Consider the following 17,707-nt stretch of genomic DNA (forward strand, 5'->3'; position numbering starts at 1 on the left):
GGTCGGGACGCGGCCGGCAGCTCCGATTGACGGGAACCGTCAACCATCGTGCCGGTATCGACGGCCGGCCCATACCGTGGCCGCCATGACCGCACCGAAGAACCCGGCAAAGACCCGCGGCCGCGAGCTGGTCCGGGCCACCGGCGGGCCCCGCTACGCCGTCGCCATCGCCATCGACGCCCTGGGCACCGGGCTGCTCCGGCCGTTCCTGCTGCTGTTCGCGATCAAGGTGCTGGCCCTGTCGGCCCCGGCCGCCGGCGCCGCGATGACCGGCGGGATCGTCCTGGGCCTGGCGGCGATGCCCGGCGTGGGCCGCTGGCTGGACCGCGGGCCGCGCTCGACGGTGGTGGCGGCGTCGATGCTGATCCGGGTGGTCGGGACCGCGCTGCTGCTGGCGACCCCGGCCGGGAACGCCTGGATGTTCGCCGCGGCCTGCCTGTTCCTGGGCATCGGCAACCAGGCCTGGCCCGCGGCGCACGCGGCCCTGGTGGCGACGATCGCTCAGGGCCGGGAGCGGGACGCGGCCCTGGCCGCGGCTCGGGCACTGCGCAACGGCGGGATGGGCGTCGGCGCCCTCATCGCGGCGGGGGCGCTCGCCGGCGGGACCTCGGGGCTGCGGGTGGTGGCCGCCACGACCGGGTTGGCGTACCTGGCCGCGGCGACCCTGGCATGGTCGGTGCACATCAGCGCCCCGCCGGCGGCGACCGCTCCGGCCGCGGCGGCGGACCCGGACGAGCCCGCGCCCCGGATGGGCACGCTGCTGGCCGCCAACGTCATCTACGTGTTCTGCCTCAACGTCCCCGAGATCGCGCTCCCCCTGGTGCTGGTCACCCAGCTGCACGCCTCACTCGCGTGGGCGGCGGGCATCTTCGTGATGAACACCGTATTGGTGGTCACGCTCCAGGTGGCGGTGACCGTCTGGATGGCGCGCTTCTCGCGGCGCACCGCGCTGGTCATCGCGGGCGTCATCATCTCGGCGTCCTACCTCGGGTTCCTCGCCGCGACCCCGTTGGGCGGCGGCTGGGGCGCCCCGATGATCGCGGCGGTGTCCGTGGTCTGCGCGCTCGGCGAGATCGTCTACGCCGGCAGCGCCACGCCGCTCATCACCGCCGTCGCCCCGCCCCGCGCGGTGGGCCGCGCCCTGGCCAGGTTCCAGCTCTCCTCGGGTTTCGGCCTGGCGGTGTCGCCGGCGGCGATCACGGCGCTGGCCGCCGCCGGGCCGGTGGCGCTGTGGGGGACGCTCGCGGCGGCGACGCTGGTTTCTGCTGCGGCTGTGGCGCGGTGAGAGGGTCCTGGGCTCTGTATAAGGTCGGCGTGTGGCTGAGATCGCTGAGGTCGCTTTTCTGGACGACCCCGCTGAGTTGTTCGTCGTCGCCGGCGCGCCCGGCGTCGGGAAGTCGACGGTGGCCGGGCTGCTCGCCGCGCGCCTGCGTCCGGTCCCGGCGGTCCTCGACAAGGACACCATGTACCGCGATTTCGCCTCGGAAGTCCTGGCCGCGGCCGGGCGCCCTTTCGGCGAGCGTGAGGGCGCCTGGTACGACGAACACGTGAAAGCCCACGAATACGGCGGGATGACCGCGACCGCGCGGGAGATCCGGCGCTTGGGCTGTCCAGTACTGCTGGTCGCGCCGTTCACGTCCCAGATCCGCGATCCGGAGCGATGGTCGCGGTGGACTGCCGAGCTCGGCGGCGGGACCGTGCGCCTGGTGTGGGTGCGGTGCGACGTCGACGCCCTGCGGTCCCGGATCGTCGCCCGCGGCCGGAATGAGGACACTGCGAAACTCGCCGCGTTCGACGCATGGGCCGCCGCGATCCGCCCCGACACTCCCCCGCCGGTCCCGCACCACGAGATCGACAACTCCCCCGACCAGCGGGAACGCCTGACCGCGCAGGTTTCGGCCCTCGCCGAAGAGTTCGCGGCGTAAGGTTCGGCGGTATGAGCCTGCTGACCGCCGAAGACCAGTACCGCCGCGCCGAGACCTTCGCCGCCCTCCACGCCGGCCCGGACGCCTTCGTGATCGCCAACGCCTGGGACGCCGGCACCGCGAAGATCCTGACCGCCCTCGGCTTCCCAGCCCTGGCCACCACCAGCGCGGGCATCGCCCACAGCCTGGGCCACGCGGACGGCGCCATCACCCGCGACGCCAGCCTGGCCAACGCCCGCACCCTGATCGCGGCCACCCAACTGCCAGTAGCGGCCGACCTCGAAAGCGGCTTCGGCGCCACCCCCCAGGACATCGCCGAGACCATCCGCCTCGCCGCCGACGCCGGCCTGGTCGGCGGCTCCATCGAGGACGCGATCGCCGGCGAGGTGATCCCCCTGGAAGCGGCCCTGGAACGACTGACCGCAGCCATCGAGGCGGCCCGCGCACTCCCCTTCAAGTTCACCGTCACAGCCCGCGCCGAGAACTTCCTCTACAACCACGACGACCTGAAGGACACCATCACCCGCCTGCAAGCCTTCGAAGCCGCCGGCGCCGACGTCCTCTACGCCCCCGGCCTGACCACCGAACACCAGATCCGCACCATCACCTCCGAAGTCACCAAGCCCGTCAACGTCCTGGCCGGCGGCGCCCGCCTCACCGCCACCGTCACCCAACTCGGCGACTGGGGCGTACGCCGCATCAGCCTCGGCTCGAACCTGGCCCGGGTGGCGCTCAGCGCGGCGATCGGCGCCGCGAGGGAGATCGCGGAGCGGGGGACGTTTGAGTTCGCGCAGGGTGGGGTGCTGGCGCATGGGGATATTGAGGGGTACTTCGGGTGAGGTGGGGGGTACTTCGGCTGAGGTGAGGTGGGGTGAGGGTTACTTCGGGTGAGGTGAGGTTGGGTGAGGTGAGGTTGGGTGAGCTGTTGGTGGGGGAGCTGTCGGGCTGTCGGGCTGAATGGTTGCGGCAGTGCTGCGGCCGCTCTTGCACACCTTCTGTGAATGCAGGTTCGGATGCTTTTTTGGGGGACTGGAGTTTGCGGGCCGGGTTGCGGTTGGGGTGTGGGTTGCAAAGCTTTTTACGGCCTTCGGTCATAGTTGTGCCGGTTCGGGGTTCGGGGTGGCGGGTGTGTTTGTCGGCTGCCGGTTTTCGCGTTCACAATCCCGCCCCACCTCAGGCCTCTTCAACTCCAGCAAGTCAGAGCAAGGTCACAGGCCAGATCAAGAGCAAGATCAAGAGCCACCAACAAGATCAAGATCAAGAGCTGTGATGAAGGGCCGGGCCTCCGGCGGGCCTCGGCAACCTCAGGGAAACTAGCGCGGTTCCCTCGGGTGGCCGATCTAGTCTCAGCGGCTGCGGTTTGTGAGGTGGTGCGGTCCGTTCCCCTCGGTCGCGTCGTCAGCCCGGGGGGTACAGCACCGGTGTCCGGGGGTAAAGTCCGCGCGCGGCGGACCTGCAGGTAGGCGGCGGTTTCGCACGGCGCGAACTTGACCCCCGGCCACCGGCACTGTAGGCGAAGCCCTGCCGACGCGACCGAGGGGAACGAACCGAAAACCAGCCGGAAGAATGGCAAAGCCCAGTGGTTCGGTACCGGCGGCCCGGCGAGGTCAACCGCCGGTCAGGGTGCTGGCAGCGCGGCAGTCCCGAAGGTGCGCATTCTGGGCTGGCGGGTGCGGACTGGCCCGACTCCCCAGATGGACACCGGCGGATAGCTGCTTGGCCTCGCGGCCAAGGCCGATGCTGCGGCTGGCAAGGTCTACCAGGGGATATCAGGAGCTGGCGGTTGGCTATCGCGGGCACATGCCCCATATCGCGCTTCACTGCACCCGGGCATGTTCTCGACCAACTGACCACGGACCCGCCGCCACACCCTCACCGGCAGCCGCATCACCAAACCGGTGTCCACGTTCCCTGCGATTGCTATTCTTCCGGCTGGTTTTCGGTTCGTTCCCCTCGGTCGCGTCGGCAGGGCTTCGCCTACAGTGCCGGTGGCCGGGGGTCAAGTTCGCGCCGTACGAAACCGCAGCTCACACGGCCAACCGCCGCGCGCGGACTTTACCCCCGGACACCGGTGCTGTACCCCCCGGGCTGACGACGCGACCGAGGGGAACGAACCGCACCACCCCACAAACCGCAGCCGCTGAGACTAGATCGGCCACCCTAGGGAACCGCGCTAGTTTCCCTGAGGTTGCCGAGGCCCGCCGGAGGCCCGGCCCTTCACCATGGGTTTGACTTTGATCTTGCTGTTGATCTGGCCTATGCCCTTGATCTTGCTCTTGATCTGGCCCTTTGCCCTTGTCCTGACTTGCTGGAGTTGAAGAGGCCTGAGGTGCGGCGGGGTTGTGAACGCGAAAACCGGCAGCCGACAAACACACCCACCACCACGAACCCCGAACCGGCACAACTATGACCGAAGGCCGTAAAAATCGCCTTTCAACCCACACCCCAACCGCAACCCGCCCCGCAAACTCCAACCCCAAAGAAGATTCGGACCAAAAAGCCACAAACAAGCCTATATCTGACAAAACTCCTCGTGACTGAACCTCATCTACGTCGCCAAGCCGTTGCTCGGCCGCGAAGGTGCCTCGATCCGCATCGATGACCAGCAGGTAGGGTCGCCGATGCAGGTATCGGTGTCGTCAGCCGGACGGTACTAGGGCGAACGCCCGCGATCAGCGACAATGACGGGCATGGCTGACCAGCAGAAGCAGCAGTGGGTCCTCACCCTGTCGTGTCCGGACACCCCCGGTGTCGTACACGGCGTCGCGAACTACCTCCTCATGACCGGTTGCACCATTCTGGACAGCCAGCAGTACGGCGACCCGGACTCGGGGCTGTTCTTCATGCGGGTCAGCTTCGAGCGGGTGCACGACGAGGTCACCCTGGAGCAGCTCAACAGCAGTTTCGCCGCAGTCGGCGCGACCTTCCGGATGGACTGGCGGATCCGCGACGCCCGCGAGCTGATGCCGGTGGTGCTGATGGTCAGCAAGTTCGGGCACTGCCTGAACGACCTGCTGTTCCGGGCCGGCACCGGGGCGCTGCCGGTGCGGATCGCGGCAGTGGTGTCCAACCACAGCGACTTCGAGGAGCTGACCCGCTCCTACGGCGTGGACTTCGTGCACCTGCCGGTCGCCGCCGGGGACGCCGAGGCCAAGGCGAAGTCCGAGGCCGCGCTGCTGGAGGTGGTCCAGAGCCGGGGCGTGGAGCTGGTCGTGCTGGCCCGCTACATGCAGGTGCTCACCGACGACGTCTGCAAGGCGCTGGAGGGCCGGATAATCAATATCCACCACTCCTTCCTGCCGAGCTTCAAGGGCGCCAAGCCCTACCACCAGGCGCACGCCCGCGGCGTGAAGCTGATCGGCGCCACCGCTCACTACGTCACCGCCGACCTGGACGAGGGCCCGATCATCGAGCAGGAGGTGGCCCGGGTCGGGCACGGCGTCAGCCCCGAGCAGCTGGTCGCCGTCGGCCGCGACGTCGAGTGCCAGGTGCTGGCCCGCGCCGTGAAGTGGCACGCCGAGCACCGGGTACTGCTGAACGGGAGCCGCACGGTCGTCTTCGCCTGAGCACGCGGGCACGAGCACGAGCACGCGCACGGCGAAGCCCTGAGAAGCGCGGAAACGCTTCTCAGGGCCGACCTCAGTTCATACCGACCTCAGTTCATACCGACCTCAGTTCACGAGGACGAGCTCCCCGAAGGCGACGAGGGCGTGGACAGGCTGGAAGAAGCCCCGCTCCCCAACGGCTGCGACGACCAGGACTGGCCCGACGAAGGCCCGCTCCCGGATGGCGATGAGGGCGACGACTGGCCTGTCGAAGCCCCGCTGTCCGACGGCGATGACGGCCACGACAAGCTGGACGAACCCGCACTCCCCGAAGGCGGACTCGACGGGTACCCGCCCGGCGGCGGGTACGACTCCGAGTTTGAAGCACCGCTGGACGGCGTCCAGGAACCGCTCGGCGGCGCCATGGACTGCAGCTGCTCGGTGATGTCCGCCAGGTGCCGCACCTGCGCCTTCGCGTAGCCGAGGAACCCCGGATCGGTCAGGATCTTCGCCAGCTGGGCATCGGTCAACAGCGGAACCGGACCGGTCGGCCCCGCCATCCCGTTCAGCCCGCCGGTGACCGAGGTCCCCAGGATGAGATCGACGCGCGGGTCCTTCAACCCCGCCGCGACGTACCCGGCGCTCGGCTCCCCCGACGGCCCGCCGGCCACGACCACGGTCCCGCCGGCGGTGCTGGTCTGGACGCAGTCGGACGGCGCTGGAACGCCGCAGCCGAGCTGATGCCCGTCCAGCGACGAAGCCGGCTCCGCCGACGGGAACATGTAGTTCGTCTTGCCGTCCGGCCCGGTGAGGATGAGCACCCACTTGCCCGTCGGCTGGACGGTGAACCCCGCGGGCAGCGCCGCCTGGATGTACTTCGCCGATCCCGCGGCGAAGTCGATGCCGAAGTTCTGCTCCTCGTTGTACAGCTCGCAGTACTTCTGCAAGTCCTTCGTGACCGTGCCGCTCGCCGAGCAGTACGGCGTCCACCAGCTCCCCTCCGGTCCGGACGGGGAAGCATCCGACCGGTGTGTCTGGGCGCCCGAGGGCGTCCCGCCGCCGGCGTTCACGGTGCTCCCGGACCCGCCGCTCATAGCGGCCACCCCGGTCCCCACCGCGAGCACCGCCAGCGCCGCCGCGCCGGACAGCACCCAGTCCCGCCGCCGCCGGCGCGTTCCCCAGTCCATGGCGTCGTCGATGACGTCCCGGTGCTGTGGCTCGTCCTGCGGCGCCGGGAGGGCGCCGGACAACAGCTCACGCATGTCGCTCACAGTTCTTCTCCCAGCTAGTCGTGGATGAGCTCGCTGACGGCGGTACCGAGCCGCTGCCGCAGAATCGCGATCGCCCGGGACGTCTGGCTTTTCACCGTTCCGGGCGACACCCCCAGCGCGTCGGCCGTCTGGTCGACGCTCAGGTCCTCCCAGAACCGCAGGACGACGACCGCCCGGGCCCGGGGCGGCAGCGTGTCGAGTGCGCTGCGCACCGCGAGCCGCAAGGCGGCGTCGTCGGCCGGGGAGGCCGGTTCGGGGGCGTCGTCGAGGGCGACGGTCGCGTGGTCCTTCTGCTTGAGATCCAGGAAGGCGCGGTACAGCACCGTGCGGGCGTAGGCGTCGATCGAATCGGCGCGCTGCACCCGGGGCCAGGACCGGAACAGCCGACCGAAGGTCGTCTGGACCAAGTCCTCGGCGGTGTGCCAGTTCCCGCACAACAGGTACGCGCTACGGCGCAGGTGCGGCTGTGCGCCCACGGCGTACTCACGGAACTGTTCGCGGGCCTCGGCCGAACCGCCATGCGCCAGCGGGCTCTTGAGTTTCCTCACATCAGGTATGACCGGAGTGCGGCCCCCGCGGTTGGAACAGGGAACGTATTTCCCCGCCCCGTATCCGCGTCCCCTATTACGGGGCTAGACCGGGACCTCATGGCCGATCGCCATAAGCAGCGCGCCGAGCTGCACGATCAGCTGCTGCTCGACCTCCACCCGGGCCAGGTCCTGGTGCTTCAGCCAGTCCAGTACCGCGGTCTCGGCGGCGGCGACCCAGCACTTGAGGGTCATCCGGACCAGTGGGTCCACCGGAGTGGGCTCCCCAAGGCCTTCCACGAGGAGTTCATAGACGGTGTCCTCCACGGAGTGCACCAGCGCGGCCGACTCCCCGCCCGATCCGTAGGCCGCGGATCCGCCGAGCAGCGCCACGAACCCCGCGGAGTGCGCCTCGGCGAACTCCACGAACGCGCGCACCGCGCGATCCAGCCGCTGCAACGGCGTGTCGCCCGGCTCGACCTGGGCCAGCCGCCGGGTCAGCTCGGCGGCGGCCTTGGACAGCGCGGCGGCGTAGAGCTCCTGCTTGGTCCCGAAGTAGTGGTAGACCAGGGCGCGCGAGGCACCGGCGGCCTGCGCCACGTCGTCGACCGAGACCTCCTCCGGGCCGCGGCTGGCGAGCAGGTCCAGCGCCGCCTCGATCAGCTCGTCGCGGCGGCGGTCCACCGAGAGCCGGCGCCGGGGGGCCGTGCGCGTGGCGGAGGGGACGGGCTGGGAGCTGCGGGACTCGGACTGCACATCGCCATGCTGCCATGTCCGGGGCGAGGAGCGAATCGGTGAGCGTGTCGCGACCGTTCCTGAATCTTCTTCAGTCTTCCTGATTCTGCCTCCGCGACTGATGTGGAACCGGCCGATAAGTATCGGCGGGGCGGGTCGTCTGAGGAAGTGGCGGCCCGCTCGACCAGATGACAGCCCGCTCGGCCCAAGGAGAACGCGATGCGCAAGGTGGTGGTGACCCAGTTCGTTTCCCTCGACGGAGTGGCCGAGGCCGCCGACAAGTTCCGCACCGGCTGGGACGACGTGGTGGACGCCAGCGGCGCCGAGATCATCGCCACCCAGGACGCGGTCATCCTCGGCCACCGCACCTACGACGAGTGGTGCGCGTTCTGGCCGGGCAGCGACATCGAGCCGTTCGCCACGTTCATCAACAAGGCGCCGAAGTACGTCGCCGCGTCCACCCCGCTGGCGACCCAGTGGAACAACGCCACCGCGATCGACGGCGACCTGATCGAGTTCGTCCGCGAGCTCAAGAACTCCGCCGGCGGCGACATCGGCGTCCACGGCAGCATCGCGGTGGCCCAGTCGCTGCTCACCGCCGGCGTCGTCGACGAGCTGCGGCTCCCGGTCGTCCCGGTGGTCGTCGGCCACGGCCGACGGCTGCTGGACGGGCTGCCGCACATCGGTCTGGAACTGATCCGGAACGTGGGGACGCCGTCCGGCTACCTGCTGGCCGACTACCACGTCGTCGGATCCGCCGGCTGAAGCCGCGAGTCACACCCGGTGTCCGTTCCGGGAACGGGGTCTTGTCGGCGGGGGCCCCGGCGCTTACATTAGACGCCGTGTCCAATAAAACCGGTCCCACGTCCGAGGCCCTGCAGCGCCACCGTGACGCCCAGGCGCTGGCCTACCGCTGCGCCGAGACGGTCGGCGCGGGACTGGAGGCCGGCGTCACCGAGCGGGAGGTCGCGCGGCGGATGCGCGCCTTCCTGCGGGAGAACGGCGTCGCGGACTTCTTCCACATCCCCTTCGCCTGGTTCGGGGAGCGCACGGCGTTCCGGTCGCTGAAAGGCCCGTGGACGCCGCTGCACTTCTTCCCGACCAACAAGCGGCTCAAGGAGGGGATGTCCTACGTCCTCGACTGCTCCCCGGTCGTCGACGGCTACGTCTCCGACATCGGCTACGCCGGGGTACTCGGTAAGCCCGGTGACAACCGCATCTTCGACGCCCTTATGCGCGACCTCGCGCAATACCGGACCCTGATCCTGGACCGGATCAAGGCCGGGGACACCCTCTCCGAGGTCTATGCGGCGGTCGACGTACTCATCGCGCAGCAGGGCTACGAGTCCCGCCACAAGGTCTACCCGGGCAGCGTCATCGGCCACCAGGTCGGCCGGATGACCCAGCGCCGCAACATGGGCCGCTACGCCTTCGGGTTCGGCCTGCGCACCCTGGAGACCTTGGGCCGGGAGATCGTCACCGAGGGCATCAAGGGCCGCTCCCCGCTGTGGGCCGGCGGTCGCGCCTCCCGCCACGCCCCCACGCCGGGGCTCTGGGCGGTCGAGCCGCACATCGGCTTCCGCAACGTCGGGGTGAAGTTCGAAGAGTTGCTGGTCGTCACCGAGGACGACGCCTTCTGGCTGGACGACGACCTGCCGCACGTCCGGCGGTGGCAGGAGCAGGGCCTGGCGGCCGTCCCGGTGCTGGAAGGCGCGCGCTCATGACCCAGGACGTCCGCACCCTGGCGGTGACCGTGGAGGGCGGCAAGCTCTCCGTCCGCACTTATGGGGACCCCTCGAAGCCGACCGTATTGCTGGTGCACGGCTACCCCGACACCCAGGCGGTGTGGGACGGCGTGGTGTCCGAACTCGTCGACGACTTCCACGTCGTCACCTACGACACCCGCGGCATCGGCGCCTCCAAGGGGCCGCTGTTCAAGCACGGCTACACCCTGCAACTCCTCGCGGACGACCTCTACGCGGTCGCCGACATCGTGGCTCCGGACCAGCCGGTGCACCTGGTCGGTCACGACTGGGGATCCATCCAGGCCTGGGAAGCGGTCACGCGCGCGGATTCCGCACAGCGTTTCCTCTCCTATACGTCCATCTCCGGGCCGTGCCTGGACCACGCTGCCATGTGGACGCGCTCCGGGATCCGTAAACCGACACCCAAAGCGGCCGTGCGCTCGTTGAAACAGGCGCTCGCGTCCTGGTACATCGTCGTGTTCCACCTGCCGGTGGGACCGCGGGTGGCATGGCGGTTGGGGCTGGCCAAGCAGTGGCCGCGGATCATCAGGGCCATGGAGGGGACCAGACTCGACCCCTCTCCTACTCTCCATAGAGACGGTTCGCGCGGTGTCCTCTATTACCGCGCCAACATGCTGCCCAAGATGCGGCATCCCGAGGAGCGGCCGACCACCGTTCCGGTCCAGGTGCTCACACCGACCGGCGACCGGTTCGTCACTCCGGCTCTGGCCGCACAGGCGCCGGCCCCGTGGACGGAGCGGCTCTATGTGCGCAAGGTCCATGGCGGCCATTGGATCGTCGTGAAGAAGCCCGCACTGATCGCCGAGCGGATTCGCGAGTTCGTCCAGTCCAGCATCGCGACTCCGGGAGGACCCGAGCCTGTGCGTTCCCTATTGCGTGCCGAGGCTAAGCAAGGCACTAAAGACCGGCCGGAGTTCGAGGACAAGCTCGTCGTCATCACCGGCGCCGGATCCGGGATCGGCCGCGCCACGGCGTTGGCGTTCGCCGAGAAGGGCGCGGACATCGTCGTCGCCGACATCGACTCGGTCGCCGCGGCCCGGACCGTGGAGCTCGTGGAACTGCTCGGTGCGCGGGGATACCCCTACACCGTGGACGTCTCCTCCGGCGAGGCCATGGAGGCGTTCGCCAATGACGTGAAGGCGACCGCCGGTGTCCCCGACGTCGTGGTCAACAACGCCGGCATCGGGATGTCCGGGCCGTTCCTCGCCACCGAGGTGAAGGACTGGGAGAAGATCCTCGGCGTCAACGTCTGGGGCGTCATCCACGGCGCGCGGTGTTTCGGCGAGATGATGCGGGAGCGCGGCGAGGGCGGGCACATAGTGAACCTCGCGTCCGCGGCCGCTTATACGCCGTCGCGCACGCTGTCCGCCTATTCGACCTCCAAGGCCGCGGTCCTCATGCTCTCCGAGTGCCTGCGCGCGGAGTTCGCCCGCTACGGCATCGGCGTCTCGGCGATCTGCCCCGGCTTCATCGCCACCAACATCACCCGGACCACGAAGTTCGTCGGGCAGAGCGCGGAGCAGCAGGAGCGCACCCGGCAGCGCATCACCGGCTTGTACCGGAGGCGGAACTTCGGGCCGGACAAGGTGGCCGAGCGCATCGTGGACGCGGTGCGGCGCGACAAGCCGGTGGTGCCGGTCGCGCTGGAGGCCAAGGCCGGCAAGGCCATTTCCCGGCTGTCCCCGGCGCTGGCGCGCCGGATGGCGAAGATCGACCCGACCGGCTGAGGAGCTGATCGACATGGCTGATACCCCGGCAGGCCGCGGCTCGGCAGCGGAACTCGACGAGCGGCACCCGGACCTGAAGCCGCGGCGCGTGAAGTTCGACTGGGAGAACACGCCGCTGCACTGGATCCCCGAGGACCCGTACGCGACGCACATCATCAACGTGCTGCACCTGTTGCTGCCAGCCGGCGAGCGCTGGTTTGTGCACGTCTACAAGCAGGTGCTGCCCTACATCCGCGACGAACGGCTCAAGGCCGAGGTCAAGGGCTTCATGGGCCAGGAGGGCACGCACGCGGTCGCGCACCAGAATGTGCTGTACCACATGAAGGTGCAGGGGCTGGATCCCGATCCGTTCGTCGGGCAGATCGAGTGGCTCTTCGAGCAGCTGCTCGGCGACACCACGATGCCGCCGTTCGCCCGCAAGAAGTGGCTGCGCGAGCGGCTGGCGATCATCGCGGCGATCGAGCACTTCACCGCGGTGCTCGGCAAGTGGATCGTCGACTCCCGCGGCCTGGACGCGGCCGGCGCCGACCCGGTGATGCTGGACCTGCTGCGCTGGCACGGCGCCGAGGAGGTGGAGCACCGGTCGGTGGCGTACGACGTGTTCATGCACCTGGACGGCTCCTACGCCCGGCGCACCCGCGCGATGATCGTGACCTCGGTGGCGTTCGCCTGGATCTGGGGCCGCGGCGCGAAGTTCATGGTCGCCGCCGACCCGAACGGCCTGCGGCCCGGCCGCCCGCCGCACATGACCGAGCGCGAGTTCCTGGGCCGGTTCCGCGCCGCCGCCCGGCGCGACCGCCTGCCCACGCTGGCCAGCCTGGTCGCGGAGGTACCGAAGTACCTCAAGCCGTCGTATCACCCGTCGCGCCACGGATCCACGCAGTCGGCGCTGGACTATCTGGCGATCTCCCCGGCCGCCGTCTACGCGGCCGAACTCGCGGCCGCGCGCAAGGACGGCGTGGAGAGCGCCGGCTGAGCCGCGCACTCGGAAGTGCCCCCAGGACGGCGGGGCCGTGGCGGATCAGGGCCGCCGCGGCCCCGCCTTTTACCGGTTTTTGATCACGCAGCACGCCCGTTTTCCGATGATTCGTGTCAGCACAACGATCTAGCATGAGGCCATGCAGCAAAGCACGGATGTCTCCGACCCCTCCTGTCAGTCCGGCCGCGTCTGGGTGGACGAGGCGATCCGGCGCGTCTCGGCGGACGCCAACCGCTCCGCCGACACCCACCTGATCCCGCTCCGGCTCCCCGATCCGTGGGCCGAGTGGGGCATCGACGTGTATCTGAAGGACGAGTCCACGCATCCGACCGGCTCGCTCAAGCACCGGCTGGCGCGCTCGCTGTTCCTCTACGGCCTCTGCAACGGCTGGATCCGCGAGGGCACCACGATCGTCGAGGCCTCCAGCGGATCCACGGCGGTGTCCGAGGCGTACTTCGCGCGGATGCTGGGCCTGCCGTTCGTGGCGGTGATGCCGCGCTCGACCTCCAAGGAGAAGTGCGAGCTCATCGAGTTCCAGGGCGGGGAGTGCCACTTCGTGGACGACCCGGGCGCGCTGTATGAGGAGGCCCGCAGGGTCGCCGCCGCGGCCCCGGCCGAGTCCGGCGGCGGCCACTACATGGACCAGTTCACCTACGCCGAGCGGGCCACCGACTGGCGGGGCAACAACAACATCGCCGAGTCGATCTTCGAGCAGATGAGCCAGGAGCGGCACCCCTGCCCGCGCTGGATCGTGGTCGGGGCCGGGACCGGCGGCACGTCCGCGACGATCGGCCGGTACCTGCGCTATCAGAGGTACGGCACGCAACTGTGCGTCGTAGACCCGGAGAACTCGGCCTTCTTCGAAGGCTGGCGCAGCCACGACCCCGACTTCGTCACCGGCAAGGGCTCCCGTATCGAGGGGATCGGACGGCCGCGGGTCGAGCCCTCTTTTCAGCCCGACGTGGTGGACCGTATGATCCGGGTCCCGGACGCCGCGTCCATCGCCGCGATGCGCACCGTGTCCGAACTCAGCGGTCGCGACGCCGGCGGATCCACCGGCACCAATTTCTGGGGCGTGGTGAAGCTGATGTGCGAGCTGCGCGCCGTCGGCGCCCGCGGTTCGATCGTGACATTGCTGTGCGATGGGGGCGACCGGTACCGGAACACGTATAAATCGGACGCGTGGCTGGCCGAGCAAGGGCTCGATCTGGCGCCGCACAACGAGCGGCTGCATGTGGCGCTCGCCACAGGGAAGTGGCCCGACTGACCCCTCGGGGGCACCCGATCCGGTGATTGTCACAAAGCTGTTTCGAAGACTTTACCTGCGTAAGGGCAACCATGCGTTGCTACGTACCTAGTCCCATGGCTTTCTACGCACATCGCAGGATGCGCAGATGTCTGCCTCTGGGGAGGGTTGCGTGGGCGGTCAAGTAATTGCCGACCGCCGCGCCCGTCCACGGAGGAAATCGCATGCATGTCCCGACTAAGGCCCGGCTGGCTGTCGCCGCGGTGGCCGCGTCTGCCGTCAGCATGGGTGTAGCCGCGCCTTCATTCGCGGCGGCGACTCCGGCGCGGACGGCGGCGCCTTCGGCCCCGACGCCTGTCGGCGCCATCAAGGCCAATCTGGACATCCACCCGGACCCGGACAGCAGCAATCCGCTGGCGACTGACTTCGTGATCCACGCGTCGGACACTGCGGGCGCGAAGCTCACCTACACGCTGGACTTCGGCGACGGTTCCGGGAGCGGCGGCCCGGTGCTCGGCCCCGACGGCATGGTCACCGCGCATCACACGTACAAGACCGCCGGTACCTACCAAGTTGCCCTGACCATCAAGGATGACCAGGGCAATACCGGTGTCAGCAATGTGTCGTACACCGCGGGTGCGCAGTCCGGCCCGACCGCCCTGGCGACCGTGACGACCACGCCCGGCTCCCTCGCGGTCTCGGCGGACCTGTCCAAGAGCGCCGCCGGCAGCGGGCAGACCATAGCCCTGATCACCCTCGACTGGGGCGATGGATCGACCACCGACCTTAAGAACCCGACCGCCAAGGATCTGGCGACCCCGGTCGCCCACACCTACAAGGCCGCGGGTTCCTACACCCTCAAGACCACGGTCACCGATGCCGACGGCATCGCCGAGGCCTCCACGGCCCCGGTCGTCGTCACCGCGTCGGCCACCGGCGGCACCGCGGTCTCGCGAATAGCCGGCGGCGACCGCTACCAGACCGCGATCGCGATCTCCTCCAAGCTCCCCGCGGGTTCGGCGCCGGCCGTCGTGCTGGCCACCGGCGGCACCTTCCCGGACGCGCTGGCCGGCGTCCCGCTGGCGAAGAAGGTCGGCGGCCCGTTGCTGCTGACCCCGGGCACCGGCCCGAACGCCGCGGTCACCGCCGAGATCAAGCGGGTCCTCAAGCCCGGCGGCACGGTGTACGTGCTCGGCGGTACCAACGCCGTCCCGCAGTCGGTCGTGCAGGCCCTGGGCGCGGTGAACGTGGACCGGATCGGCGGCACCGACCGCTACGAGACCGCGCTGAAGATCGCCGACCAGCTCGGCGACCCGAGCCACGTGGTGCTGGCGACCGGCGAGGACTACGCCGACGCGCTGGCGGCCGGTCCGTACGCCGCCGACATCTTCGGCGCCGACGCCTCGCACCCGGCGGCGATCCTGCTGACCGCCGACAAGCAGCTGACCCCCGACGTCAAGGCGTACCTGGCCAAGGCCGGCGGCGCCGTGGCGGCGGTCGGCGGCCAGGCGGTCACCGCGGCCCAGAGCGCGCACGTCGCGCTGGCGCTCGGCGCGAGCTTCCGCGGCTACGACCGCTACTTCACCGCCGCGATGGTGGCCGGCGCCTTCAAGGGCGAGACCACCGCGGGCGTGGCCACCGGCGAGAACTTCGCCGACGCGCTGACCGGTGCGGCCTCCCTGGCCCGGGCCGGCGGCCCGCTGGTGCTCACCCCGACCCATCTGCTCGCTCCCGCGACGTGGGCGGCCCTGCAAGGCATCGAGGCGGCGGTCGGCGCGACCGGCACCGTCGAGGTCTTCGGCGGCCCGGCGGCGGTCAGCGGCACCACGCTTCAATCGGTCGTCACCGCGGTGCACGGCCACCTGGCCTGACCGGCCGATACCCCAAAGCCTGGCCGCGGGCGGGAGACGTACCCACGAGGTACGCCGCCTGATCCGCGACCAGCCCCGGCGCCGAGAGGCGACCGGGGCACCACACAACTGAAAATTGCAGACGAGAAACGCCGGAGAAGCCAGTCCCAGGCACCCGGCCCATTCCGGAGGTCCCCCCATAATGGGAAACCAGAACAACCACTCTATGGCTCGTAAGCGTCTTTCGACGCTGGCTATCACCACCACGCTGGCCGCTGTCGGCGTGGGTGTCGTCGGCGCGGGCGCGGCCAACGCCGCGACCACCAACACGCCGCTGGCGCACTCGCAGGACAACACGGTTGCCAAGACCACCGCCGCGGTCAAGCTCACCGACGGTGGCGCGAACCTGCTGACCGCCACCGCCGACCTGACCGGCACCGCGGTCGACCCGACTCTGGCCACCGCCGCGACCGGCACCCTGGACTGGGGCGACGGGAACACCTCGACGGTCAAGTTCGACCAGAAGACCGGTGCGGCGATCGCTCCGGATGCCCACGCCTACACGGCGGCCGGCACCTACAAGGTCCTGCTGACCGTGAACGACGGCACCAACCCCGCGGTGACCGCGAACGCCTCCGCCTCGGTGGCCGACATCTACCTGAACGCGGCCCTGTCCGCGAAGTCGGCGACCAAGACCAGCCCGGTGACCCTGGCCCTGACCGGCTCGGTCGTCACGAAGGCGGTCGCGGCCGGCGCCAAGACCACCGTCGACTGGGGCGACAAGACCACCGCCACCAGCTTCACCGGTGACCCGTCGCTGATCAAGGCCAGCGACCCGAAGCTGTCGCACACCTTCACCACCGACGGCACCTACACCGTCAAGGTGACGCTGGACGACGGTCAGGGCCAGGTCACCTCGACCCAGACCCAGTCCTTCACCGTCACCGTCAGCGACAAGACCGGCGTCCAGGTGCTCCGCGCCGCCGGTGACACCCGCTACGACACCGGCCTGATCATCTCCCAGCACCAGTGGGCGAACCAGGGCGTGACCACGGACGCGCAGGGCCGTCAGCAGGCCAAGGCGATCGTGCTGTCGACCGGCAACGCGTTCCCGGACGCGCTGGCCGGTGTGCCGCTGGCCAAGAAGGCCCAGGGCCCGCTGCTGCTGACCGACGGTCTGCAGAACACCACGAACCCGGCCGTCCTGGCCGAGATCCAGCGGATCCTGCCGACCAAGGGCTCCACCGTCTACATCCTCGGTGGCGACCAGGCGGTCAGCGCGGGCATCGAGAGCCAGATCTCGGGCCTGGGCTACACCGTCCAGCGCCTGGCCGGTGCGGACCGTTACGCGACCGCGCTGGACATCGCCAAGGTCGGCATGGGCGACCCGTCGCACGTGATCGTCGCCCGCGGTGACGAGGGTGCCAACCACGACGGCTTCGCCGACGCCCTGGCGGCCGGCCCGTACGCGGCCAACGTGTTCGGTGGCGGCAACTCGGCGATCGTGCTGAGCAGCTTCAACACCTTCGACCCGGCCACCAAGGCGTACGTGACCGGCAAGCTGCACGCCGGTCAGCAGGACGTGGCCTCGGTCGGCGGCCAGGCCACCACCGCGGTGGGGTCCATCACCGGCTCGAAGGGCCTGTACTCCTCGGCCGTCGGCGCCGACCGTTACGCCACCGCGGCCAAGGTGGCGGCGGCCTTCCTGCCCGCCGGCAAGGCCGACCAGATCGGTGTCGCCACGGGCCTGAAGTTCCCCGACGCCCTGACCGGTGGCGCGTACATGGCCTCCGTCGACGGCCCGCTGCTGCTCACCGCTCCGTCGGTGCTGCCGGTCTACACCGCCAACGCGATCACCGGCACCACCACCCAGCAGGTGAACATCTTCGGTGGCGACCAGGCCATCTCCACCACCGTCGGCAACGAGATCGCCGCGCTGGTGAAGGTCGCCACTGTCGGCAAGTTCTAAGAACCTGCTCGGCGGTACCGGGCGCTTTCGCGAGTGCCTGACAACTGAACAGTAGAGCCCGACTGGCCCGCCGGATTCGTCCGGCGGGCCAGTTGTTTGTGCGTTCGGCTGTTGTGCGTTCGTCGCGACGCCGGTGCGCTGCCTCAGTGCCCGCCTTGCCCCTGCCC

Annotated in this window: 14 protein-coding genes; 11 read left to right on the forward strand and 3 right to left on the reverse strand. The window is 69.7% G+C overall.

The features are described 5' to 3' along the window. The first annotated feature begins 85 nt into the window (after positions 1–85). The 4 genes from KGQ19_RS12470 to purU all read left to right on the forward strand — a co-directional run bounded on the left by KGQ19_RS12470 (position 86) and on the right by purU (position 5,491). Positions 86–1,285: an MFS transporter gene (locus KGQ19_RS12470; protein WP_212009265.1), complete on the forward strand. Its 1,200-nt coding sequence runs from the start codon at positions 86–88 to the stop codon at positions 1,283–1,285. 31 nt (positions 1,286–1,316) lie between these two features. Then, positions 1,317–1,925: a P-loop nucleotide/nucleoside kinase family protein gene (locus tag KGQ19_RS12475; protein ID WP_307856404.1), complete on the forward strand. Its 609-nt coding sequence runs from the start codon at positions 1,317–1,319 to the stop codon at positions 1,923–1,925. Positions 1,926–1,936: 11 nt separating this feature from the next. Further along, positions 1,937–2,764, forward strand: coding sequence for an isocitrate lyase/PEP mutase family protein (locus KGQ19_RS12480; RefSeq protein ID WP_212009266.1), 828 nt, complete (start codon positions 1,937–1,939; stop codon positions 2,762–2,764). A gap of 1,842 nt (positions 2,765–4,606) precedes the next feature. Next, positions 4,607–5,491 (forward strand): formyltetrahydrofolate deformylase, encoded by an 885-nt coding sequence (purU, locus tag KGQ19_RS12485; RefSeq protein ID WP_212009267.1) that lies wholly within the window; start codon positions 4,607–4,609, stop codon positions 5,489–5,491. Positions 5,492–5,601: 110 nt separating this feature from the next. Here purU and KGQ19_RS12490 read toward each other — a convergent pair whose 3' ends face one another. The 3 genes from KGQ19_RS12490 to KGQ19_RS12500 all read right to left on the reverse strand — a co-directional run bounded on the left by KGQ19_RS12490 (position 5,602) and on the right by KGQ19_RS12500 (position 8,024). Beyond that, positions 5,602–6,741 (reverse strand): hypothetical protein, encoded by a 1,140-nt coding sequence (locus KGQ19_RS12490; protein WP_212009268.1) that lies wholly within the window; start codon positions 6,739–6,741, stop codon positions 5,602–5,604. Positions 6,742–6,755: 14 nt separating this feature from the next. Then, positions 6,756–7,289, reverse strand: a complete 534-nt coding sequence (locus KGQ19_RS12495) for a SigE family RNA polymerase sigma factor (protein WP_212009269.1) — start codon at positions 7,287–7,289, stop codon at positions 6,756–6,758. Positions 7,290–7,373: 84 nt separating this feature from the next. Then, positions 7,374–8,024, reverse strand: a complete 651-nt coding sequence (locus KGQ19_RS12500; RefSeq protein ID WP_212009270.1) for a TetR/AcrR family transcriptional regulator — start codon at positions 8,022–8,024, stop codon at positions 7,374–7,376. A gap of 198 nt (positions 8,025–8,222) precedes the next feature. Between KGQ19_RS12500 and KGQ19_RS12505 the strand changes: the two genes are divergently transcribed. The 7 genes from KGQ19_RS12505 (at position 8,223) to KGQ19_RS12535 (ending at position 17,540) form a co-directional block, all read left to right on the forward strand. Further along, positions 8,223–8,768: a dihydrofolate reductase family protein gene (locus KGQ19_RS12505; RefSeq protein WP_212009271.1), complete on the forward strand. Its 546-nt coding sequence runs from the start codon at positions 8,223–8,225 to the stop codon at positions 8,766–8,768. 77 nt (positions 8,769–8,845) lie between these two features. Beyond that, positions 8,846–9,727, forward strand: coding sequence for a M24 family metallopeptidase (locus KGQ19_RS12510; protein WP_212009272.1), 882 nt, complete (start codon positions 8,846–8,848; stop codon positions 9,725–9,727). After that, positions 9,724–11,496 (forward strand): SDR family oxidoreductase, encoded by a 1,773-nt coding sequence (locus KGQ19_RS12515; protein ID WP_212009273.1) that lies wholly within the window; start codon positions 9,724–9,726, stop codon positions 11,494–11,496. Before KGQ19_RS12510 ends, KGQ19_RS12515 begins: the two co-directional genes overlap by 4 nt. 13 nt (positions 11,497–11,509) lie before the next feature. Next, positions 11,510–12,472 carry a metal-dependent hydrolase gene (locus tag KGQ19_RS12520; protein ID WP_212009274.1) on the forward strand — a complete coding sequence of 321 codons (963 nt, stop codon included), beginning with the start codon at positions 11,510–11,512 and terminating at the stop codon, positions 12,470–12,472. A 142-nt stretch (positions 12,473–12,614) separates the two neighbouring features. After that, positions 12,615–13,742: an L-cysteine desulfhydrase Cds1 gene (gene cds1 / locus KGQ19_RS12525; protein WP_212009275.1), complete on the forward strand. Its 1,128-nt coding sequence runs from the start codon at positions 12,615–12,617 to the stop codon at positions 13,740–13,742. A gap of 203 nt (positions 13,743–13,945) precedes the next feature. Further along, a complete protein-coding gene (locus KGQ19_RS12530) occupies positions 13,946–15,592 on the forward strand; it encodes a cell wall-binding repeat-containing protein (protein ID WP_212009276.1) in 1,647 nt (548 codons plus the stop codon). Positions 15,593–15,797: 205 nt separating this feature from the next. Next, positions 15,798–17,540: a cell wall-binding repeat-containing protein gene (locus KGQ19_RS12535; protein ID WP_212009277.1), complete on the forward strand. Its 1,743-nt coding sequence runs from the start codon at positions 15,798–15,800 to the stop codon at positions 17,538–17,540. Positions 17,541–17,707: the final 167 nt, after the last annotated feature.

The sequence above is a fragment of the Catenulispora pinistramenti genome, assembly GCF_018274385.1.
Lineage (GTDB): Bacteria > Actinomycetota > Actinomycetes > Streptomycetales > Catenulisporaceae > Catenulispora > Catenulispora pinistramenti.

What these genes read in the sequence shown, in the direction of transcription:
- KGQ19_RS12470 (WP_212009265.1), top strand. Translation starts at nt 86, where the DNA reads ATGACCGCACCGAAGAACCCGGCAAAGACCCGCGGCCGCGAGCTGGTC.
- KGQ19_RS12480 (WP_212009266.1), top strand. Translation starts at nt 1,937, where the DNA reads ATGAGCCTGCTGACCGCCGAAGACCAGTACCGCCGCGCCGAGACCTTC.
- purU (WP_212009267.1), top strand. Translation starts at nt 4,607, where the DNA reads ATGACGGGCATGGCTGACCAGCAGAAGCAGCAGTGGGTCCTCACCCTG.
- KGQ19_RS12505 (WP_212009271.1), top strand. Translation starts at nt 8,223, where the DNA reads ATGCGCAAGGTGGTGGTGACCCAGTTCGTTTCCCTCGACGGAGTGGCC.
- KGQ19_RS12515 (WP_212009273.1), top strand. Translation starts at nt 9,724, where the DNA reads ATGACCCAGGACGTCCGCACCCTGGCGGTGACCGTGGAGGGCGGCAAG.
- KGQ19_RS12520 (WP_212009274.1), top strand. Translation starts at nt 11,510, where the DNA reads ATGGCTGATACCCCGGCAGGCCGCGGCTCGGCAGCGGAACTCGACGAG.
- cds1 (WP_212009275.1), top strand. Translation starts at nt 12,615, where the DNA reads ATGCAGCAAAGCACGGATGTCTCCGACCCCTCCTGTCAGTCCGGCCGC.
- KGQ19_RS12530 (WP_212009276.1), top strand. Translation starts at nt 13,946, where the DNA reads ATGCATGTCCCGACTAAGGCCCGGCTGGCTGTCGCCGCGGTGGCCGCG.
- KGQ19_RS12535 (WP_212009277.1), top strand. Translation starts at nt 15,798, where the DNA reads ATGGCTCGTAAGCGTCTTTCGACGCTGGCTATCACCACCACGCTGGCC.